The organism is Sphingopyxis sp. EG6 (assembly GCF_003609815.1).
Lineage (GTDB): Bacteria > Pseudomonadota > Alphaproteobacteria > Sphingomonadales > Sphingomonadaceae > Sphingopyxis.
The window spans coordinates 3750928-3769584 of sequence record NZ_AP017603.1; the positions used below are offsets into that span (position 1 = coordinate 3750928).

22 protein-coding genes are annotated in these 18657 nt (G+C 63.1%); 10 read left to right on the forward strand and 12 right to left on the reverse strand.

The features are described 5' to 3' along the window. Nucleotides 1-60: 60 nt before the first annotated feature. The 6 genes from SPYCW_RS18085 (at nt 61) to SPYCW_RS18110 (ending at nt 3700) form a co-directional block, all read left to right on the forward strand. The gene (locus tag SPYCW_RS18085) at nt 61-813 is read left to right on the forward strand and encodes a 3-oxoacyl-ACP reductase family protein (protein WP_232014763.1); all 753 of its coding nucleotides are present in this window, start codon (nt 61-63) and stop codon (nt 811-813) included. 35 nt (nt 814-848) lie between these two features. Beyond that, nucleotides 849-1451 (forward strand): NADPH-dependent F420 reductase, encoded by a 603-nt coding sequence (locus tag SPYCW_RS18090; protein WP_120217918.1) that lies wholly within the window; start codon nt 849-851, stop codon nt 1449-1451. A 32-nt stretch (nt 1452-1483) separates the two neighbouring features. After that, entirely contained in the window at nt 1484-1915 is a 432-nt protein-coding gene (locus tag SPYCW_RS18095) for an ester cyclase (protein ID WP_120217919.1), read from the forward strand. Nucleotides 1916-1980: 65 nt separating this feature from the next. After that, a complete protein-coding gene (locus SPYCW_RS18100) occupies nt 1981-2499 on the forward strand; it encodes a hypothetical protein (RefSeq protein ID WP_120217920.1) in 519 nt (172 codons plus the stop codon). After that, nucleotides 2496-3134: a hypothetical protein gene (locus tag SPYCW_RS18105; protein WP_120217921.1), complete on the forward strand. Its 639-nt coding sequence runs from the start codon at nt 2496-2498 to the stop codon at nt 3132-3134. The genes SPYCW_RS18100 and SPYCW_RS18105 overlap by 4 nt, the downstream gene beginning before the upstream one ends. After that, nucleotides 3131-3700, forward strand: a complete 570-nt coding sequence (locus SPYCW_RS18110) for a hypothetical protein (protein ID WP_145986017.1) — start codon at nt 3131-3133, stop codon at nt 3698-3700. Before SPYCW_RS18105 ends, SPYCW_RS18110 begins: the two co-directional genes overlap by 4 nt. Before the next feature lie 139 nt (nt 3701-3839). Here SPYCW_RS18110 and SPYCW_RS18115 read toward each other — a convergent pair whose 3' ends face one another. After that, nucleotides 3840-4580 (reverse strand): helix-turn-helix domain-containing protein, encoded by a 741-nt coding sequence (locus tag SPYCW_RS18115; protein ID WP_120217923.1) that lies wholly within the window; start codon nt 4578-4580, stop codon nt 3840-3842. 136 nt (nt 4581-4716) lie between these two features. On the opposite strand from SPYCW_RS18115, the gene SPYCW_RS19090 reads away from it, so the two are divergent. After that, on the forward strand, nt 4717-4878 hold the full coding sequence (locus SPYCW_RS19090; RefSeq protein ID WP_172595550.1) for a hypothetical protein: 162 nt from the start codon (nt 4717-4719) through the stop codon (nt 4876-4878). Between the two features lie 130 nt (nt 4879-5008). Here the strand turns inward: SPYCW_RS19090 and SPYCW_RS19095 are convergent, their stop codons facing one another. Beyond that, nucleotides 5009-5173 carry a hypothetical protein gene (locus SPYCW_RS19095; protein ID WP_172595551.1) on the reverse strand — a complete coding sequence of 55 codons (165 nt, stop codon included), beginning with the start codon at nt 5171-5173 and terminating at the stop codon, nt 5009-5011. A 422-nt stretch (nt 5174-5595) separates the two neighbouring features. Here SPYCW_RS19095 and SPYCW_RS18125 point away from each other — a divergent pair, with 422 nt between their 5' ends. Then, nucleotides 5596-5871 carry an HU family DNA-binding protein gene (locus SPYCW_RS18125; protein ID WP_120217924.1) on the forward strand — a complete coding sequence of 92 codons (276 nt, stop codon included), beginning with the start codon at nt 5596-5598 and terminating at the stop codon, nt 5869-5871. Between the two features lie 48 nt (nt 5872-5919). On the opposite strand, the gene SPYCW_RS18130 is transcribed toward SPYCW_RS18125, so the two are convergent. Both SPYCW_RS18130 and SPYCW_RS18135 read right to left on the reverse strand, forming a co-directional pair. Beyond that, nucleotides 5920-6228, reverse strand: a complete 309-nt coding sequence (locus SPYCW_RS18130; RefSeq protein WP_120217925.1) for a hypothetical protein — start codon at nt 6226-6228, stop codon at nt 5920-5922. Between the two features lie 68 nt (nt 6229-6296). After that, nucleotides 6297-6617 (reverse strand): DUF736 domain-containing protein, encoded by a 321-nt coding sequence (locus SPYCW_RS18135; protein ID WP_120217926.1) that lies wholly within the window; start codon nt 6615-6617, stop codon nt 6297-6299. Between the two features lie 482 nt (nt 6618-7099). Between SPYCW_RS18135 and SPYCW_RS18140 the strand changes: the two genes are divergently transcribed. Then, complete coding sequence (locus SPYCW_RS18140) at nt 7100-7519, forward strand: GNAT family N-acetyltransferase (protein ID WP_120217927.1); 420 nt, start codon at nt 7100-7102, stop codon at nt 7517-7519. 330 nt (nt 7520-7849) lie between these two features. Then, nucleotides 7850-8131: a hypothetical protein gene (locus tag SPYCW_RS18145; protein ID WP_120217928.1), complete on the forward strand. Its 282-nt coding sequence runs from the start codon at nt 7850-7852 to the stop codon at nt 8129-8131. A 27-nt stretch (nt 8132-8158) separates the two neighbouring features. On the opposite strand, the gene SPYCW_RS18150 is transcribed toward SPYCW_RS18145, so the two are convergent. The 8 genes from SPYCW_RS18150 to SPYCW_RS18185 form a co-directional block, all read right to left on the reverse strand. Then, nucleotides 8159-9088, reverse strand: a complete 930-nt coding sequence (locus tag SPYCW_RS18150; protein WP_120217929.1) for a DUF2493 domain-containing protein — start codon at nt 9086-9088, stop codon at nt 8159-8161. Nucleotides 9089-9408: 320 nt separating this feature from the next. Then, nucleotides 9409-10455, reverse strand: coding sequence for a DUF7146 domain-containing protein (locus tag SPYCW_RS18155; RefSeq protein ID WP_120218396.1), 1047 nt, complete (start codon nt 10453-10455; stop codon nt 9409-9411). 11 nt (nt 10456-10466) lie between these two features. Continuing rightward, entirely contained in the window at nt 10467-14819 is a 4353-nt protein-coding gene (locus SPYCW_RS18160; protein WP_120217930.1) for a strawberry notch-like NTP hydrolase domain-containing protein, read from the reverse strand. Nucleotides 14820-14869: 50 nt separating this feature from the next. After that, nucleotides 14870-15628: a DUF1826 domain-containing protein gene (locus SPYCW_RS18165; protein WP_172595552.1), complete on the reverse strand. Its 759-nt coding sequence runs from the start codon at nt 15626-15628 to the stop codon at nt 14870-14872. Next, on the reverse strand, nt 15625-16866 hold the full coding sequence (locus SPYCW_RS18170) for a GTP-binding protein (RefSeq protein ID WP_232014764.1): 1242 nt from the start codon (nt 16864-16866) through the stop codon (nt 15625-15627). The genes SPYCW_RS18165 and SPYCW_RS18170 overlap by 4 nt, the downstream gene beginning before the upstream one ends. 156 nt (nt 16867-17022) lie before the next feature. Then, nucleotides 17023-17826, reverse strand: coding sequence for a DUF7007 domain-containing protein (locus SPYCW_RS18175; RefSeq protein ID WP_120217932.1), 804 nt, complete (start codon nt 17824-17826; stop codon nt 17023-17025). Further along, nucleotides 17823-18110 (reverse strand): hypothetical protein, encoded by a 288-nt coding sequence (locus SPYCW_RS18180; RefSeq protein WP_120217933.1) that lies wholly within the window; start codon nt 18108-18110, stop codon nt 17823-17825. Before SPYCW_RS18180 ends, SPYCW_RS18175 begins: the two co-directional genes overlap by 4 nt. Beyond that, a complete protein-coding gene (locus SPYCW_RS18185) occupies nt 18107-18619 on the reverse strand; it encodes a hypothetical protein (protein WP_232014765.1) in 513 nt (170 codons plus the stop codon). Before SPYCW_RS18185 ends, SPYCW_RS18180 begins: the two co-directional genes overlap by 4 nt. Nucleotides 18620-18657: the final 38 nt, after the last annotated feature.

Sequence of the window (18657 nt, forward strand, 5' to 3'; positions counted from 1 at the left end):
TGATGCAATCGGAATGTTTGCGGCATCTTTACTCCATCAACCACGCAAGGAGTGAAGATCGTGAACCAGAATCCCCAAAACCTCGCCGGCAAGGTAGCCCTCGTCACCGGCGGCTCGCGCTCGATCGGCGCGGCCATAGCCAAGCGGCTCGCCGCCGATGGCGCGTCCGTCGCGCTGACCTACAGCGCATCCCCCGACCGTGCGGCCCAGGTGGTTGCCGAGATCGAAGCCAAGGGCGGCACCGCCATCGCGATCAAGGCCGATGCAGGCGATCCCGTCGCCGTGCGCGCGGCGGTGACGCAGACCGTGGCGGCGCTTGGGCGGCTCGATATTCTCGTCAACAATGCCGGGGTCGCGGTGAATGCGCCCATCGAGGATTTCAAATTCGAGGATTATGAGCGGATGCTGGCGGTCAACGTGACCGGCGTGTTCGTCGCCACGCAGGAAGCGGTTCGCCACATGGGCACGGGCGGGCGCATCATCCATATCGGCTCGTCGATGACCCGCTATGCGGCGTTCCCGACCGCCTCGGTCTATACGCTGACCAAGGGCGCAGTGACCGGGTTCAACCGCAGCCTCGTGCGCGATCTCGGCCCGAAGGGCATCACGGTCAACACGGTCCATCCCGGCCCGACCGATACCGACATGAACCCCGCCGATGGTCCGGTCGCCGCCATCGTCGGCCCCGGCATGGCCATTGGCCGCTACGGCCAGCCGAGCGAGATCGCCAGCGTCGTTGCCTTCCTTGCTAGCGAGGAAGCCGCCTTCGTGACCGGCGCCGACATCGTGGCGGATGGCGGCCTGACCGCCTGACGCATTCATCACCCCGAATCTGAAAGGACAGGAACATGCCTACCATCGGAATCATCGGAGCAGGCCAGATCGGCCGCGCCATCGCCACCGCCCTTGCACATCGCGGAATCGAAGCGACGCTTTCCAACAGCCGTGGCGCGGAAAGCCTTGCCGAAACGGTCGCATCCATCGGCCCGAGCATTGCAGCGGGAAGCCGCGAAGAGGCAGCAGCGAAGGATATTGTGTTCGTCGCGGTCAACTGGTCGAAACTGCCCGCCGCGCTGGCAGGGCTGCCGGATTTTGCCGGACGGATCGTGATCGACGCCAACAATCCCATCGAAGCCCCGCTGTTCAAACCCGCCGACCTTGGCGGGCGGGTCTCGTCGGAGGTGGTCGCCGGGCTGGTGCCGGGCGCGCGGCTGGTCAAGGCGTTCAACCATTTGCAGCCGCATCTGGTGGCGGGCGATCCGGCGAGTGAGGGCGGCAAGCGCGTGCTGTTCTATTCCGGCGACGATGCCGCCGCGAAAGCGGAAGTTGGCGCGTTGATCGAGCAACTCGGGTTCTTCGGAATCGATCTGGGCTCGCTCGCCGTGGGTGGGCAACTCGTCCAGTTCCCCGGTGGCCCGCTCCCGGCGCTCAATCTCGTCAAGTTCGGCTGAGCGCCGCGTCATCCAACCGCACGGAGGTTTTCATGTCCAAGCTCGAACAAGCACTCGCCGACCTCAAAGCCGTGGTGCGGCTGGCCAATGACAGTGTGCAGCGCGACGGCGATTTCGACCTGTTCGAGCGCCTCTATGCAGAGAATTACATCGACCATACGCCGTTCGGTGCGTTCGCGCCGGATCGCGAAGGCACCCGCCAGATATACCTGACGTTCCGGGCAGCCTTCACCGGATGGCACGCCCAAATCCATGACCAGATCGCCGAGGGCGATCTGGTCACCACCCGCAAAACCTATGTCGGCACGCATGACGGCGAGTTTTTGGGGATTGCGCCAACAGGCTGCACCATCCAGTTCGCGGTGAACGACATCATGCGCGTGCGCGATGACCGGATCAGCGATCATTGGGCAGTTGCCGATGCGCTGGGACTGTTTCGCCAACTCGGCGTTGCGGCACCTTGACTGCGGTGCAGCGTGGCTCCGCAAGTGTCGCTAGGATTGGCGACCGGGGCTGATATAAATGCCCTATGGATGCAATTCACGAAAACTGGCCAGATATCGTCACCGCCATCGCGGCGGTGATTGCATTAGTTCTGTCGATTTTCAGTATTCACTATGCACGGGCCAGCCTTTCCTTGTCGAAGGAACAAGATCGCCGCAGGCTCCCCAAGCTGACCAGCGGTTTCCTCCAAGGCTATTATACAGCGGATACCGCCAGTGGCAGCCGCGTCTATCGGATCGAGATTTCCGTCAGCAACCCGAGTGATTCCGACAATGCGTTGGTGCGCGCGGAACTGCGCCTGACTTATCGATTGAACGATGGCACCGAGATGACGGCTCGGCTTAGCCAGGCAGGCGGTGACGGGCAATTGCGGCTGCCGATGCGCATTGCCGCCCATGAGGCGGTCGCAGGCTGGTGCCACTTTCAGGTGCCACCGGCGATTGTCACCGGCAACATGATCGACCAGTATGTGGTCGAACTGACGGATACGCACGACCAAATAGCCTGCGTGACACCCCTTATTCTTTCTGAGCGTCCATCGTGATCCGCAGGCCGAAGCTCACCGAAATCCCGGTCTATCATCCACGCGAAGCGACCCCCGTGGAGATCGTTGGAGACGGAGCGATATCCACCGTTGGTGTGGGCGATGGCCGTATGTTGCCGGTGCTAATCCTCGGCACCCATGGACGGCCCGATATTGTCGAGCATATCCGGCTCCACCAGCATAGCGGCCCCGGCGACGTAAACGTGCAGTGGGGCGAAATGCGCGAGTATCCCGATACCGTGATGCTCATCCTGAGCTTCATCCGTCCGGTTCAGATGAAAGTGATCGTTGCGTTCGATCTGCGCCGCAATCACGGTTTCCTGGTCGAGCAAATCCTCTCCACCAGCGGCGTTTACATTCAGGCAGGCGCGAACGGCGACCGGCTCAAGAACACGATGGATCGACCGCGGATCGTGATCGAAATTCCCGATACGGGTTTCCGTCGCCGCTGGGATCGCCTGTACCTACAGCATACGGTAAGAATGCTGCGCGAGCGCGGTTTGGACCGCAAGCAGGCTAAAGCGGCAGCGCCAGAAGCGATTGCTCAGCTTCGCGAAATCGGTGCGTTCCGCATGGGATCGACCACGCGTCGCAGCGCGCCAGAGGGCGATGCAACCATGGAGATTAGCAAGTGAACGATCCATCCGGCACCATCGCCTGCCTCGGCTGGGGATCGCTCGTCTGGCAGCCAAGGGAATTGCCGGTCGTCGGCGATTGGCACCATGACGGGCCTGCACTCCAGATGGAGTTTGCGCGCCACTCGGGCCAGAAGGCTGGCGAGGATCGGTTGACGCTTGTGCTCACCGCGTCCGGGCCGGTCGTTCCGGCCCGCTGGGCAAAACTTGACGTATCGGACATCGACGAAGCGAGGAGCGTGTTGCGAAAGCGCGAAGGCTGCAACTCACGGGATATTGGTTTCACCCCCGGCGGATCGTCCGACGTGTTCGCGGCCACGATCGCCGAATGGGCAAAAGCCAGGCATTTGAAGGGCGTCGTATGGACGGCGCTCCCCGCGAAATTTGCTGATGAAGATGGCCGCGTGCCGACCCAGGATGAAGCGCTTGCCTTCCTGTCCAGCCTCACCGGTAGGCCGAAGGCGTTGGCCGAGGAATATGTTCGGATGGCACCGCTTGCGGTGCAAACGCCTTATCGCACGGTCTTCGAACACGAATTAGGCTGGACCGCGCTCTCGAAGGACTAGCGCTTGCCCGTTGGCGGTCGTGCGAACCGCTACCGCACGAGCGCATAAACCAGGAACACCGCGATAGCCGTCGCTACATGGGCGGCGCTTTTTCCAAGCTGCCTCGCGAATGCCTCGATGAAGAGATGGTGGGCGGTTTTCACCGCGTATGCTCCATGGCGTCCTTCCACGACACCTTCTGTTGGCACCAGACGGTCTTTAGCTTGGCAGCAGCGGGATTGCGCTTCTTCGAGCGAAGGGACAGGACTGCGACAGTCGCGGTCGGGAGAGCGCGGCTGTCTGTCTCGGCGGTGTAGGTGCCGACGAGGCACACGGCCTGATGACGCGCCTGAAGCTGCGTCAGGTGCTGGAAGAGATCATCGTACAGTTCGCGCATCCGGAAACCGCGTTCGGGCTTCGGGCCAATATCGCCAGCGGCAGTGGCGCGGACGAAACCGGTCAGATCGATCCATTCCCGCAGCCCGTCGATGTCGCCCTGCGCCTCCTCGTCGAGATAGCTGCCGATCACTATCATGTCGGTCGAGGCGAGTTCGCGTAGCTGCCGCTCCTTGGTCAGCGGTGCAACCGGCACCTCGACAAGACCATCCATCCAAGCGACGGATTGTTGCAAGGATTCCCATGCTTGTTCTTCGGTCAGCTTTTGCCTGGGCGCTGTCAGGTAGTCGGCTGGGCGACCGAGGGCGACAGCAATCTTCGTCAGGCAGTCCGGGGTGACAGTTTCACCGCGCTCCACACGCTGAATGGTCGAATGGGAAACGTCCGCCATCGCCGCCAACGTTTCCTGTTTCCAGTGCAAAATCCCACGTTGCGTCCTGACAAAGAAGGCGATGCTCTCCGGCGCAGGGGTGACGAGATTGGGTGTTTCAGATGTGCTTGGCATGAGAGGATTATGCCGGAGCGTTTTGCAAAAGACACAGGCAAATGGACTTCAGCGGTAGCGGTCAGCACGGATGAAGATGTGACGCGCAGGTCTTGCGCCGTGTAAATAAAAAGCCAGCCGATAGGGAGGGCATCAAATGCTGGCAGCCAAGGAAATGCAGGGGCACCTGAGAGCGAAAATCGTCCTGCGTGATGCATTCCGCGCGCGGAAGTTCGCCCCCGATTATGAAATGCCGATCCTGTCGAGCGGCAGCTACGCGTCAACGTGGTTTCGCCGGGGCCGACGCTCACTGATCTAGCGCCCGACGTGGTCGGCAGACATGACGCCGCCGTCCGCGTCTGCGTCATGAGTCTGAAAAACCGACTTGGCCAAATCGATGTCGCAAAGGGCGCCCACCCCAGCGCTTTACTGTCGGGCGTGGCCTCCGATCAGGATGAAAACGGGTCGTATTCGTGCAGCACCTGCGCCGGATTGCCGTCGAACTCGTCCCAGGGCATCACCGCGTAGCCATTGTCGGTCCTGATAAGGACGATGACTGTCATCAGTGTCTTTGCGAGGTTCCAGGCGAGCGACTGGGCGGCGGAAAGCGGCATGGCACGAGCTCCTGTCCGGGAGCGGAGACCATCCCCGCTCGACAGGTGCCCCGGCGGCCGGGGTCTGGCCGCTATCACCGCGCCGGCTTGTCCAAGCGGCCGCACGCGCATGCGTAGCGGACCCTTTACGGGTTGATTGAAGGAGGCCGGACTTCGGCCAAGGGATCAGCGCCTTATCAGAGCGGTGGTGGTTTTCGGTCCCGGACGCGGCCAGCATATTGCCGCTTTCCATCGCCCAGTCGCTCGCCTGGAGCCTCCCTTCGACCGACGGGCCTTCTTCCGGCCACCCGAACAGCGGCGCTCCACAGGTGATGCAGAGAGAAGATGACCGCGAAGCGAGCGCTGCCTAGAGACGGTCGAGCTGCCTGGGCCGATCGTGATTCGGATCCGGGCGTGAGTGTTTGAGAAGTGGAGTGTTATTCATGAACAACAATGATCTTGCCGACGTCCTTGCCGCCGCGAATGGCCTTACCAAGGCAGACGCGCGCAAATATGTCGATGGCGTCTTCGCCGCGGTCGCGGATGCAGCCGCCAAAGGCGAAGAAATTTCGCTGAATGGATTCGGCAAGTTCAAGGTCAAGGACAGCCCGGCGCGCGAGGGCCGTAACCCGTCCACCCGTGAAACCATCCAGATCGCGGCATCGAAGAAGCTGACCTTCGCGCCGGCAAAGGCCGTCAAAGACAAGTTGAACGGCTGAGCACAGCAATACCGGGACAGGTCCAGGCCTGTCCCGGCAAAGGCCGGATCAGCGCATCGGCTGGCCAGTTCGTTCAGCGAACGAACATCGTGCCGGTTGCGCGGCTTCCCGCGCCATATCGGCAACATCCTCGTCCGCGAGATTGTCCAGCGCATATCCTCCAGCCTCGACGGCTGCGACCAGCGACGGAAGATCGGGATATTCGTCGAAACGCGTACCGAGCCACAGGCCGGGTTCATCGCTTTCGATATCCTCGAACGCTTGGAGGAAATAGGTCCGCATCGGTGGGTCATAGCCGATGACGGCATTGTCGTCGGTCCGAGTGGACGACCGGACAGTAACGGCGTGACGGCTCATGGGGCTCGTCTCCTTTTCATCTGGAACAATAGGAAGCGGCCCCGCCCGAAGGCGGGGCCGCAGCCGGATCAGGCCGGCGGGTTCCAGATGATGACCTTCTTCATCGGGTCATCGCCGGGCGCGTTGGCGACGTTGCCGTAGATGGTGCCGAACTCCGGGGCGGACAGCGACACCGAGACATATTCGGCGCCCGTGGTCTGCGAATAGCGGTTCCAGCCAGCGCCCAGCTCGAAGCCGTTCTTGCGGCTGATGATCCGGAAGTCGGGTTCGCTTTCCTTGGCCTTGCGGGCGTTGGGGATGATGGCGATCGGTGCCGTGACGTTGAGCGTTGCCAGCGTGCCTTCCAGGCTGCCGTCGTTCTTCACGGTGAGGTTAGCGATAGTGGCCATGATGAAAACTCCTTCGGTTGATCGGGGACCATCCCCGATGGCGCCCAAAGGAGAGCCCGGTTGCCGACGTCACCGCAGCGCAAGCGGAGGGGAACCCCCTCGCGGGGTTGACGGCACAAGGCATGCCGAGGATCGTATGCAGGCGACAAATGAGGGGTCGGTCTCCAGCAGCCGGAGAGTCCATTTGTTCTGGCCACCGCTTTCCCAGTGAAGTCACTGGCTGCCGGTGCGCTGAGCTATGTGTGCGCTCCCTGCACGATCGCTTCGTCAACTGCCGCTGACGGGTGATGCTGATCCGATGCTTGGAATCGGCCCCGCATCATGGCCGTAGCCGGCAGCTTCAGGAACGCCTCCCGCAATCGGGTGGCATTGGCTCCGAAATGAGCTTCGCGATGGTGGTTGGGCCTTGTTGGCAAAAGACTTCAGCCATAGCCGTGCGGCGGCGAGGTTGAGGGTTTCGGTTCCTGCACTATGCTGACCGGATGACCTTAAGCATCACCATACCGCAAAAAGCATCGAATGCTGATTACGAAGCGGTTCTCCGACCTTTGCACGAATATAATGTCAGCCGTGCAGGCAATCCAAATATTCGGCCCGTCGTCCTATTATTGACCGATGAGGCTGGCACCGGAGTCGGCGGTCTGTGGGGGCAGATTGCGTATGACTGGCTCGTCATCGAACTTCTCGCGGTTCCGGAGAAGTATCGGGGCGCAGGTTTCGGAAAAACTCTAATGGACCAGGCGGAAGAAATTGCAAAATCCGATGGCTGCATCGGGATCTGGCTCGATACCTTTGAGTTTCAGTCTTGCGAATTTTACGCAAAACTGGGCTACGAAACATTCGGGATTCTCGACGATCATCCCGTAGGGCAAAGGCGTTTCTTTCTCCAGAAGCGAATTTGAGCGTGGCGAACGTTCCCCCAGACATTATCAGAATAGGGGTAATCAGGCTTCTATTCAGCGCTGGCGCTTAGATGAAGCGCAATGGACGAGAGACGTCCGCAATCCGGTCGATTCCGGAAGGGCCGTTCGTCCAGATGCATCTCCCCGCCCGACTTGCCGAGCCTGGCCTTGCAAACGAGATCATGCACGAAATATTTGCGTGCCGGTCGGATGTCTTCGAGCATCGTCACGCGGGCAGTATGTCGCGCGGCCGATAAGAATTGTCCGATGCCTCGTATTTGTTCGTACTTTCGGACTTGCGGTCAGCGCTCGATATGAAATGCTGCCGCGATGAGCGATCCCGAACCCGAGCCGCTGATCCAGCTCAACTTCGCGCCAGAGTTGCCGCATTTCGGCAAGCATTTCGTCTATCACGGGGTGAGCGGTGTCTTGACGTTCCGCATCGATGTTCAGCACCATACCCATGACGGCCATGTAATTGTCGGCGGCACGATTCTGCATGGGACCGAGACATATCCGGCCGGCGTGAAGAAGGATCTCAGAGGAGAGCAGCTCTCTGTTTTCGTGACGGAGAGCGAATATATGCGCCTGTCAAACGCGCCCCTGGACTGACACGGGCAAGTCCGCCGCAACAGTCGATCACCCGGACCGATTGCGGAAATCCCAGACGCGGATGCCCATCTTGCGGGCCTTGTCGGCGAGATTGTCCTGGATGCCGGTGCCGGGGAAGACGATAACCCCCTTAGGCATATCCTCGAGTATCGCATCGTTGCGCTTGAACGGCGCCGCCTTCTTGTGCCGGTTCCAGTCGGGCTTGTAGGGCTTCTGCGGCACATTACGATCGCGTGCCCAGCAGCCGGCGATACGTTCCGCGCCGGTCGGCGTCCCGCCATGTAGCAGGATCATCTGCGGCAGTTGCGCATGCACCTTGTCGAGCACCGCATAGATGCGCTGGTGATTGTTATAGTCGGCGCCACCGGTGAAGGCGATGCGCACGCCGTCGGGGTTCAGCACCAGTGCGTCCTGATAAGCGCGGCCATCGAGCTGCCTGCGGCTGTCAAGCACCGCCGAGGTCAACGCCTTGCGGTTGACCATCGGCCCGGAGCGGGGAAGCCAGGGCTTGCGCAGATGAATGCGGAACTGGTCGGCGGCGGCGTCGCGGAAAAATTCCATCGTGTCGCGGCGTTCGAGCAACGTGATGCCCTCGGCGATCGCGCGCTCCAGCTCGACAGACTTGACTTCGCTGCCATCCTGTTCGCGCTGCATCCGTTTCTGCGCCTGCTCATTATCGTCGAGTTCGCGTTCGATCCGCTCGCCGGCGCGGTGGAAGACATTGACGATGCCCCAGGCAAGATCCTCAAGATCGGGTTCGATCCGCGTGTCGATCAGGCAGGAGACGAGAGCATCGAACATCTCGGCGACCGCGCCACCGGCGATGCGATCGTCCGGCAAGGGGCGATGATCGGGCTCATCTTCGAAAGGCCGGTGACCGTAGAGTTGCATTTCCTGAAGCAGATAGGCGGTGGAACCGGGCTGTGCTTCCCGTTCGTCGTCATGATCGCTCGCCATCTTATGTCTCCGTCGTCTGACAGCCGCGCCTCTCGCGGCCTTCGTGGCGACGAAAGGCGGCAGACGGAGCGGGACAGAACCGAAGCCCGAAGGGCTCGGCCGGAGCGCAGCGAAGGATGGCGGACAGCGGCTATTTTGCTTCGCGATGCAAAGGGGCGGCCGTAGGCCCGTCCCGGCGGAAAATAGCCGCGTAGCTGCCATTGCCGTCCCGCTCCGTTTGCCGCAGGCGCCCTCTGACGAAGGCCGAGCGCGCGGCATCTCGAAGAGGTTGGAGAGGATGGCGACCAGACGTGGCGGGGGGATGCTCTGCTTCCCGGCATTCACCCCTGCATCAGAAAATGCCCTGCGTCCTCAGCCCGCAGTTGAGCTCGCAGCTCTGCCGCAAGACGCTCCCGCCCGAAGGCGCGCAAGTCGTCATTGAAATCGCCAAGCCTTGACTCGAGCGGCACGACCTCGATGCCCGCCTTAATCGCCCGCCCGGTCAGCGTCTTCAACGCCCCCACACCGGCAGGATCGTCATCGCGTGCGACATAGAGCCGGCGCAGCATGGCCGGGAACAGAATGGCTGCGAGATGAGCAGCGGAGAGTCCCGCGATCGCGGGCATTGCCGCCATGACCTGACGCAGCGACAACATGGTCTCGATGCCTTCACCCGCCATCATGACACGGCCGCTCTGCCCGAACCGGACCCCATGTCCCAGCAGATTGCCCATGGCGCGGCGGGGATAGGCGACCGGCGCTTTGTCAGAGCCGTCCAGCCTCAGCCAGGTGCGATGGACGCCGGTGACGCTGCCATCGAGATCGGTCACGGCCGCGATCATCGCCGGCCATGCGGGACGGACCTGCGCGTCGTCCTCGTCGGACGCGCGATACCAGCAATTGGGATGGAACCGCAGTGCCTCGCAGCCGGAAAGGTCGGTGATCTTCCGGGTGGCGAGATAGGTCCTGACCAGACTGCCCGCGACCGGCTTCGAAACCGCGTGCAACCGCCGCGCTGCCTCTGGCGTCCCGGTCGGCGCCTTGCTCCGCGTGACAGGCCTGTTCTCAGTCGGAGGCGGCATAGGCATGCTGAGGAAGCGCCGGGCCTCGTCGAGCGTCTCGCGCATGGTCCGGCAGCCCTTTGCGATGGCGATGATGTCGAGCAGGTCGCCATGATCGCCATTTTGCGCATCGGTCCATTTGCCCGCCGCTCCGCGTCCGTCGGGGGATGCGGAGAGACGGACATAAAGGCTGCGTCCAGGCGTGTTGTGAACGTCGCCCACCAGCCAGTATCGGCCTTCCTTATGGCCCTTTGAGAGATAATGGCGGCACACGGCCTCGGCGTTATGCGCCAAAGCATCGGCGATCTGGCCGGCAGGGCTTTGCATCATGGGGCTCCTCAGGCTGCCTTGCGCGAGGAGAGCCGCTCGATCGGGAAACGGTCGAACAGGCTATCCAGCACATCGGCACCGACAGCCCCTGTCGGCACGTAGAGCTTGAGCTTCCACGAGACGATCTCGGAGATCAAGCCCATGGCTTTGAGGCGCTCGACGCCCAGATCGTTGAACCCGGTCAGTTCGATCCGCCAGTCGTTCATGGCGCGGACACGCTGGAGTTTCTGGTTTTGCGCCAGATGCAGAACCGCATCGCCCGACATCAGCATGGACAGCGCTTCTTCGCCCGAAAGCCGCACCGGACCATCATCGTCATTGGCGACGCTTGCCGCCCAGGCAGGAGACACGCGGCGACCGATGACACGCTCTCCGTCATCGCTCTGGAGCCGATAGACACGCGTCGATTCGTTGGGCAGCAGTTTCCAGATCGGGAGCAGCAGGCCCGACACCATATGCAGGGTCGAGGTCTCATGGCTTGGCAGTCCGGCAAGCTCGGCCTTCCAGGCCGCGCTGAACGCCGCACGATCCGCTTCCTCCCAATGGCTCGATGCGAGCACCTCGGCTGGAATGACGGAATCCGTCAGCGGCCAGATCAGGCGCACGCGGGGATGCACGGCACCATCGTCATCGGTCACGCTGCGCGCCCTGCGCTGGACGGCGCCGCGACCGGTCTTGCCATTGACCAGCAGCTTTGCACCCTTGCCTTCGACTTGTCCCAGCGCGTCCTCGAGCTGCAGCGGCGTCAGCCGGTCTTTGCGTTCGATGGTCAGAAGCTGCGTCTGCGCCCCCGTGCCGGGATGCGTATAGATCGTCGCGCGGCCGACGATGCGGAAGCTTTCGGCCTGCAAGGTCTCCAGCCCGACCTCGTAGCTACCCGAAGCCCGCGCCTGCTCAATCCGTGCGACAAGCAGGCCCTCGAACGCCTCGAACAGCAGGTTCTGCATCGCGACCGTCAGCGCGAGCATGCGGTTGAGGAAGGTGTTGATCCCCGGTAGCTCGTCCTTGAGGCCGCCATCGCTGTCGAGAAGCGACAAACCGGTTGCCGCTTCGAAACGGGCGAGCGAGCAGCCTTCGACCTTGCCGCGCGCGAGAAGAACATAGAGTTGGCGCAGCGCATCACGGGCATACCAGCTTTCGAGATTGTCCTCGGGCCGGAACATATTCTGGCCGCCGGTTTGGCGCTGACCCCGCGTGATCGCGCCCAGCGAGTCCAGACGCCGGGCAATGGTAGAGATGAAGCGCTTCTGCGCCTTTACATCGGTCGAGACCGGACGGAACAACGGTGGCTGCTTCTGATTCGTCCGGTTGGTGCGTCCGAAGCCCTGGATCGCGGCATCGGCCTTCCACCCGGCTTCGAGCAGATAATGGATACGCCGACGCTGGTTCATCGCCCCAAGGTCGGCGTGATAGCTGCGCCCGGTACCGCCGGCTTCGGAGAATATGAGGACGCGCTTCCTGTCCTGCTGGAAGGCGTCGGTTTCGTGCAGCGCGGCGGAGGTCGGGCGGTTCTCGACCGCGAAGCGAACCGAGCCGTCGTCATTGCGGCAGGGAACCACGCGGCGCGAGCGGCCCGTGACCTCGGCCACCATGTCGGTCCCGAAATGCTGGACGATCTGGTCGAGCGCGCCCGGAACGGGCGGCAAGGCCGCAAGCCGCTCGATCATCGCATCGCGGCGGCGCACGGCGTCGCGGTTGACGACAGGCACGCCATTCTCGTCGTGGACCGGACGGGAGGAAAGATTGCCGTCCCCATCGGTGAATGGCTCATAGAGCTGCACCGGGAAGCTGTGTTGGAGGTAGGACAGGACGCCGTCCCGAGGCGTGATGTCCACCGATACGTCACCCCATTCATCGGCCGGGATTTCGGCGAGGCGGCGTTCCTGCAAGGCCTCGCCGGTCGAGACGATCTGCACCACGGCCGCATGGCCTGCTTCCAGATCGCGCTCGATGCCGGCGATGACGCTGGGCGTCTGCATGCTGGTGATGAGATGGTTGAAGAAGCGCTGGAGCATGCCCTGATAGGCCGACTTCGCCGCCGCCTTGGCCTGGCGGTTCAGCGTGCCATGGCTCGGACTGGTGACGCCGGCGGCTTCGAGCGCTGCATCCAGGTTATTGTGAATCACCTCGAACGCGGAGGCATAGCTGTCATAGATGCGGACCTGCTCGGAGGTCAGCTTGTGCTCCAGCATCTCATATTCGACGCCGTCGAAGGAGAGCGAGCGGGCGGCGTAGAGGCCGAGCGCCTTCAGATCGCGGGCCAGAACCTCCATTGCGGCAACGCCGCCATTCTCGATGGCGCCGACGAACTCGCCCCGTGTCGCGAATGGGAAATCCTCGCCGCCCCACAGGCCAAGACGCTGGGCATAGGCCAGGTTCTGGACCGTGGTCGCGCCGGTCGCCGAGACATAGACGATGCGGGCATTGGGTAGCGCGTGTTGGAGCCGAAGCCCGGCACGGCCCTGCTGCGAAGGCGCGACATCACCGCGCTCGCCCTTGCCGCCGGCAGCATTGGCCATCGCATGCGCTTCGTCGAACACGATCACGCCGTCAAAATCCGGCCCCAGCCATTCGACGATCTGCTCGACTCGAGACTTCTTGCCGCCACGTTCCTGCGAACGCAGCGTCGCGTAGGTCGTGAACAGGACGCCCTCGGCGAGCCGGATGTCCGCGCCCTGACGGAACCGCGACAGGGGCGTCACCAGCAACCGTTCCTGCCTGAGCGCGGACCAGTCGCGCTGGGCGTCTTCGAGCAGCCGGTCGGAAACCGACAGCCACACGGCACGGCGACGGCCCTTGAGCCAATTGTCGAGAATGATGGCGGCGACCTGCCGGCCCTTGCCCGCGCCGGTGCCGTCGCCCAGGAACCAGCCGCGGCGGAACTTGACCGCGCCATCCATATCGTCCGACGCCACGGTCACGGTGTCGAAGGTCGCATCGACCTTCCATGCGCCCGACAGATGCCCAGAATGGGCTTCGCCCGCATAGATGACGGATTCAAGCTGGGCGTCGGACAGGATACCGAGGGTCACGAGTTGCGGCGGCAGATGCGGCCGGTAAGCGGGCTTGGGTGGCGCCACCGATGCCATCGCCGCCGACTGGACCAGCGGGGTCGGATGCGGGTGTGCGCCCTCGATCCGCAGCGACTGGAGTGCATAGGGTTCATAGATGCTGTCGCCCAGGCGCTCGGCGGGCGGCGTCCAATCGATCGTCTCATAGGCCAACTCGACCGCTTGGGGTTCGAGAGCCGGGGATTCAGCGGCCGTGGCGACAGCGCAGATCCTGGCGCGACCGGGCGCGGCCGATGTGGTGACCGCCAGGGCTCCGATTGGCGACGGCGTGATCGGCGAGCGCGGCGGCACCTGCGCTTGCACCCATTGGAGCAGCGTCGCAGTATCGGGCGTCTTGCCCGCGCTCTCGACGAACTGACCGGGACTTTCGGCGGGCAGCTTATCGACGACGGTCAGGCGCGTCTCGACGGTCGTGCCATGCTTGGCATAGACCTTCCCGTCGATGGCTGCGGTGAAGACCACGCGGGCCTGCTCCTGCAACCGCATGAACGGCCCGCGCCAGTCCGGCGCTGCCGGAGCGCAGTTCGCGCCCGTGATCGCGACCAGTCGCCCGCCCGGTTCGAGCCGCGCCAGCGCAGACTCGATATGGCGAAGCGCGGCGTCCCGCATGGTGCGATCAACATTGGCGACCGCTGAGAATGGCGGGTTCATCAGCACGACGGTAGGGCGGATGGCGACGGGCAATCGATCGTCGATCGAGGCGGCATCGTGCGCGAAGACCGATATGTCCGGGAACAGTAGTTTCAACAGTTCGGCGCGGGTCTCGGCCAGCTCGTTGAGCGTGAAGCCGGCCCGCGCCAGTAGGGCATGGACGCCGAGCATGCCGGTGCCGGCGGACGGCTCCAGCACATGGTCGCCGGGATTGATCGATGCTGCTACGCCGGCGACGAAGGCAAGGCCCGGCGGGGTCGAGAATTGCTGGAGTGCCTGAGAGGTTTCCGAACGGCGCGTGTGGGTGGGAGTCAAAGCGGCGACACGCTCGATCAACGCTAGCGCGCTCGGCGCGGCACGGCCGATAATGGCTTGACCATAGCGGCGCAGGAACAGGATCTCCGCCGCCTCACAGGCGTCATAGGCGGTTTTCCAGTCCCAGGCCCCTTCGGCATCGGTGCCGCCAAAGGCGTCGGTCATGGCCGTGCGAAGCTGCGCCGCATCGATCGCGCGGCCCGCCTCGAGTGCCGGCAGGAGAGTGCGCGCCGCGGCCAGCAGGGCACTGGCGCGGCCAGCGAAGCCAGGCGCAGCGCTGGGACGAGCGGCGAAAGGCGCCGCATCGGACAGGATATGGGTCATGGGTGAGGTCTCCGGGAGAGCGGGAAGTCCAGCCCCGGCGGACGCTCTCTCTAAGCCCGGCCGGGTTCCCTCTTCCCGGCCATGCCTCTCCCTCTCACCCTTGATTGACGGTGAGGTCGGTCGGGAATCTCAGACCGCGATCCGCTCGCGCGCCGCCTTGGCGAGGTGCCACTCGATATCCGGTCAATCGGCATCCTCGGCTCAGACACAGGATCGAGCGCAAGAAGCAGTCTGCGCCCCCGCGTTCCGGCAATGGGCGGCGAACGGTGAAGGATCGCCGGTTCGTCGGCGTCGAGCCGCCCTTTGAATATCGCGACATCGCCAACGGCGAGCTGATGGACCGGCGCGTCGGGTTGCGCCTCCACCTCGATCCATTGCGTAGCTTCTCCGGCAAGCGTCATCAGCAGCCGTGCGCGCACATAGTCCATATGGAATTTGCGGCAGGCGTCGGATTCGATCACTTCGAGACGCAGACGCAGGTCCAGGCAATCCATGATCTGTGCGAAGCGTATGGCTTGGCCCTCGACCTCGCTCACCAGCATCTCGCCCTGCGCAGTCTGCGGATAGCCCGCATCGCAAAGCAGGCGGGTGATCGCGGGCAGGAAATCCGGCCCTGTGATCGGCGCATCGATGTCGTCGATCACATCCCATTCCAGCCCGTCGATCCAGTCGAGCATGGGCGGTCGCGGGCGCGACCAGATGGCCAGTTGCACCGCCGGGTCCGTGATGCGGGTCAGCACGTCCGGATCGCGTCCTTCAGCGGCAGGGGAGAGTGTCGTCTCGGTGGCCGCCAGAGCGAGGACCGTCATTCCGCTGTCTCCAGCGCGCGCTCCCATATCGGGAAGGGATCGCGCAGGCCCGTCCACTTCTCCGGAGCGAATTTCGTCGCGGGCAGCAGGCAGGCATCGAGCCGCGCGCGGATGTGCGCTTCGTTCATGCCGATGCCGATGAACACCAGCTCCTGCCGCCGATCGCCCCAGACCTGATCCCAATGCCCGGCAACGAAGCGTTCGAAGCGATCGTCGTCGGGCCATTGATTCTTCGGAATGCTGGCCCACCAGCGCCCCATTCGCGCGGTCATCGTCTGGCTGCCCGCAACCGCCAGTTCGCCAACCCAGTCGGGCCGCGTTGCCAGCCGGAAATGGCCCTTTGCGCGGACCACATGGTCGAGTCCGCCGTCGGTCAGGAAGGTGTGAAACTTCGCGGGGTCGAACGGCTCACGCGCACGATAGACGAAACTTTCGATGCCATATTCCTGCGTTTCGGGGACATGGTTGGCGTAGCCGTAGAGCTCCTTGGCCCAAAGCGGGTGTTGTGCCGCCTTCTCCTCGTCGAACAGGCCGGTGTCGAGAATGGCGTCGAGGGACACCTTGCCGTGATCGCAGGTCAGGATCCGCGCATCCGCATTCAGGCTGGCCACCAACTTCTTCACGATGGAGAGCTGATCCGGCGAAACGGCCGACACCTTGTTGATGACCACCACATCGGCGAACTCGATCTGCTCGACCAGAAGGCCGACCAGGCTGCGCCTATCGTCCTCGCCCAGCGATTCTCCGCGATCGGCGAGGAAATCCTGGCTCGAATAGTCCTTGAGCAGATTGATGGCGTCCACCACCGTGACCATCGTATCGAGCCGCGCCACATCGCCCAGCGATACGCCGGCGTCATCGCGGAAGGAGAAGGTGGAAGCGACCGGCAGCGGCTCGGATATACCGGTGCTCTCGATCACCAGATAGTCGAACCGTCCGGCCTCGGCGAGCGCGCGCACCTCTCGCAAAAGGTCATCACGCAGCGTGCAGCAGATGCAGCCGTTGGTCATCTCGACCAGCGTCTCCTGCGACCGCGCCAGCGCCGCATCGCCGCCGCGCACGAGATCGGCGTCGATATTCACTTCAGACATGTCGTTGACGATGACGGCGACGCGACGTCCCTCGCGATTGGCGAGGATATGGTTGAGCATTGTCGTCTTGCCCGCGCCAAGAAAGCCGGAAAGAACGGTTACGGGAAGGCTATCCTGCATAGGCATCGCATGGGCGGACATCGTCATCGGAACTCCATCGAATCAAGAGACGTTATATCGTATCTTTATCGATATGATACCGGGAGCGGAAGGCCATTCAACAGGGGCCGCTCGGCTCTACAAGCCGGGCAAAAAAAGGCCCGTCTCGCCGGATCGAGACGGGCCGTATGAAAGGTCAGGAATTCAGCCGTTCATGACCTGGTGACGTTCCGGATCGATCACGAACCCGTGTCTGCCGGCATGATATTCGCCACTTGGAACGAGGTAACGGTTCGTCTCAGTCCCATCACGGCGGCCACCGATCGTGGCAATCGTCTCGACGAAACCGGGATGCCGATCCGATCGCGCCGCCGAGATGACTACCCAGTCGTGGGCATGCTCACGCTGGAAACGTTCCCGGTCTCGAGTAAAGGACTCTGCCGCTGTCAGAGCACGGCCGTAGACGGCTTCCCAGGCATCCGGTTCCCAATCGCGTAGCGTGCGATCGGCCATTGCTTTCTCCCGGTCGGTGAACAGATTGGGATAGCCCACAGCGACGCGTGCCCAGTCACCATCCTCTTCATACCATCCACCCTTGATCCGCAGTGCGGAATGCAGGGCAGCGTTGCGTGCGCGATCGAGCTTGAACCCGCCATGCGAGGCAGTGCTGTGGAAGACGACGCCTTCGGCATAGACGGTCGCGCCCTGTGACATGCCCCACGGCGTCGAGAGACGCATACGCACTTCCTTGCGGCCGAGGGCCCCACGCTGTCGCAGATGGATCGCGACCTCCTCGATATGCGCGCGAAAACCCGCTTGGTCCGCAACGATACCTTCGCTGCCAAAGACATCATGCTCGGTCCAATCGGCAATGGGCCGCGACATACGCCATCCATATGCGAGGCGGTAACCGCCTGGTGCTGGAACGGCGATATAGCCCATGTCGCCTATGCGCGCGGCCAGGAGCCCGTCGGCGGTCCTGCCATATTCGATGGCGACCGCGCTCATGCCATCCCCCTGTCGATAACGCGAGCAGGCGCATAATCTGAGCCGTAGCAGCACGACCGCTCGAAGGTCTGGTCACCGGCCTCATCGACCAGATATTCGATGACCTCCTCGGCATAGTCGGCGTCGATGATCGCCGGATGGGCCGGGACGAGCCGGACTGCATGATCGCCCTCGAACAGCACCGCATCGGCGGCTTGCATCGCAGTGCGATGATCCCCGGCATCGACCGCGACCTTGATGCGAATGGTCGTATAGACATGCACGAAATGGCGCCGGATGGTCATGCCGCCCTCCCGAGGCTCGAGGGCAGGATCACCGGATCTGGATCGGGAACAATCTCGGCGCGCATGTCGGAATAGCGATTGCGCGCCATCCATTCCTCGGCAGCCGCCATATGCGGGGCAAGATGGCGCAGCTCCTCACGGCCACCGAAGCTGGAGATCACCCGCACTGTGCCGGGCCTGGGTGTCTCGGCGATTTCGAAATGCAGCCTGCTCTCAACCGAATAATGCCGGCACACGACGATCGCGATGATGCCCTGACTGCCATAATTGCCAAGATGAAGGCAGAAGCCCGCGGGCGATCGATAGGTTGGCCGGATCTCCTCAGCACTGCGCTCGACCAGACGGCCGATGCCATTGTCATTGTTCCAGGCCTTGAGCTTGCGGGTAAAACGCTCGGGCGGACGCGGCTCGCCGTTGGAATAGCGGATGAGGCTGCCGAGCGGCGCTGTGTCGTAGATCAATTGTGCGGACATATTTGCGTCTCCTTGAAACGCGAAAGCCCGGCGCATGGCCGGGCTCTCGGGGGTTGTGGTCGGTTGAGAAAGGA

What these genes read in the sequence shown, in the direction of transcription:
- SPYCW_RS18185 (WP_232014765.1), bottom strand. Translation starts at nt 18,619, where the DNA reads ATGCGCCGGGCTTTCGCGTTTCAAGGAGACGCAAATATGTCCGCACAA.
- SPYCW_RS18130 (WP_120217925.1), bottom strand. Translation starts at nt 6,228, where the DNA reads ATGAGCCGTCACGCCGTTACTGTCCGGTCGTCCACTCGGACCGACGAC.
- SPYCW_RS18135 (WP_120217926.1), bottom strand. Translation starts at nt 6,617, where the DNA reads ATGGCCACTATCGCTAACCTCACCGTGAAGAACGACGGCAGCCTGGAA.
- SPYCW_RS18115 (WP_120217923.1), bottom strand. Translation starts at nt 4,580, where the DNA reads ATGCCAAGCACATCTGAAACACCCAATCTCGTCACCCCTGCGCCGGAG.
- SPYCW_RS18170 (WP_232014764.1), bottom strand. Translation starts at nt 16,866, where the DNA reads ATGACGATGTCCGCCCATGCGATGCCTATGCAGGATAGCCTTCCCGTA.
- SPYCW_RS18150 (WP_120217929.1), bottom strand. Translation starts at nt 9,088, where the DNA reads ATGGCGAGCGATCATGACGACGAACGGGAAGCACAGCCCGGTTCCACC.
- SPYCW_RS18160 (WP_120217930.1), bottom strand. Translation starts at nt 14,819, where the DNA reads ATGACCCATATCCTGTCCGATGCGGCGCCTTTCGCCGCTCGTCCCAGC.
- SPYCW_RS18095 (WP_120217919.1), top strand. Translation starts at nt 1,484, where the DNA reads ATGTCCAAGCTCGAACAAGCACTCGCCGACCTCAAAGCCGTGGTGCGG.
- SPYCW_RS19095 (WP_172595551.1), bottom strand. Translation starts at nt 5,173, where the DNA reads ATGCCGCTTTCCGCCGCCCAGTCGCTCGCCTGGAACCTCGCAAAGACA.
- SPYCW_RS18140 (WP_120217927.1), top strand. Translation starts at nt 7,100, where the DNA reads ATGACCTTAAGCATCACCATACCGCAAAAAGCATCGAATGCTGATTAC.
- SPYCW_RS19090 (WP_172595550.1), top strand. Translation starts at nt 4,717, where the DNA reads ATGCTGGCAGCCAAGGAAATGCAGGGGCACCTGAGAGCGAAAATCGTC.
- SPYCW_RS18180 (WP_120217933.1), bottom strand. Translation starts at nt 18,110, where the DNA reads ATGACCATCCGGCGCCATTTCGTGCATGTCTATACGACCATTCGCATC.
- SPYCW_RS18100 (WP_120217920.1), top strand. Translation starts at nt 1,981, where the DNA reads ATGGATGCAATTCACGAAAACTGGCCAGATATCGTCACCGCCATCGCG.
- SPYCW_RS18165 (WP_172595552.1), bottom strand. Translation starts at nt 15,628, where the DNA reads ATGACGGTCCTCGCTCTGGCGGCCACCGAGACGACACTCTCCCCTGCC.
- SPYCW_RS18155 (WP_120218396.1), bottom strand. Translation starts at nt 10,455, where the DNA reads ATGCAAAGCCCTGCCGGCCAGATCGCCGATGCTTTGGCGCATAACGCC.
- SPYCW_RS18090 (WP_120217918.1), top strand. Translation starts at nt 849, where the DNA reads ATGCCTACCATCGGAATCATCGGAGCAGGCCAGATCGGCCGCGCCATC.
- SPYCW_RS18175 (WP_120217932.1), bottom strand. Translation starts at nt 17,826, where the DNA reads ATGAGCGCGGTCGCCATCGAATATGGCAGGACCGCCGACGGGCTCCTG.
- SPYCW_RS18125 (WP_120217924.1), top strand. Translation starts at nt 5,596, where the DNA reads ATGAACAACAATGATCTTGCCGACGTCCTTGCCGCCGCGAATGGCCTT.
- SPYCW_RS18145 (WP_120217928.1), top strand. Translation starts at nt 7,850, where the DNA reads ATGAGCGATCCCGAACCCGAGCCGCTGATCCAGCTCAACTTCGCGCCA.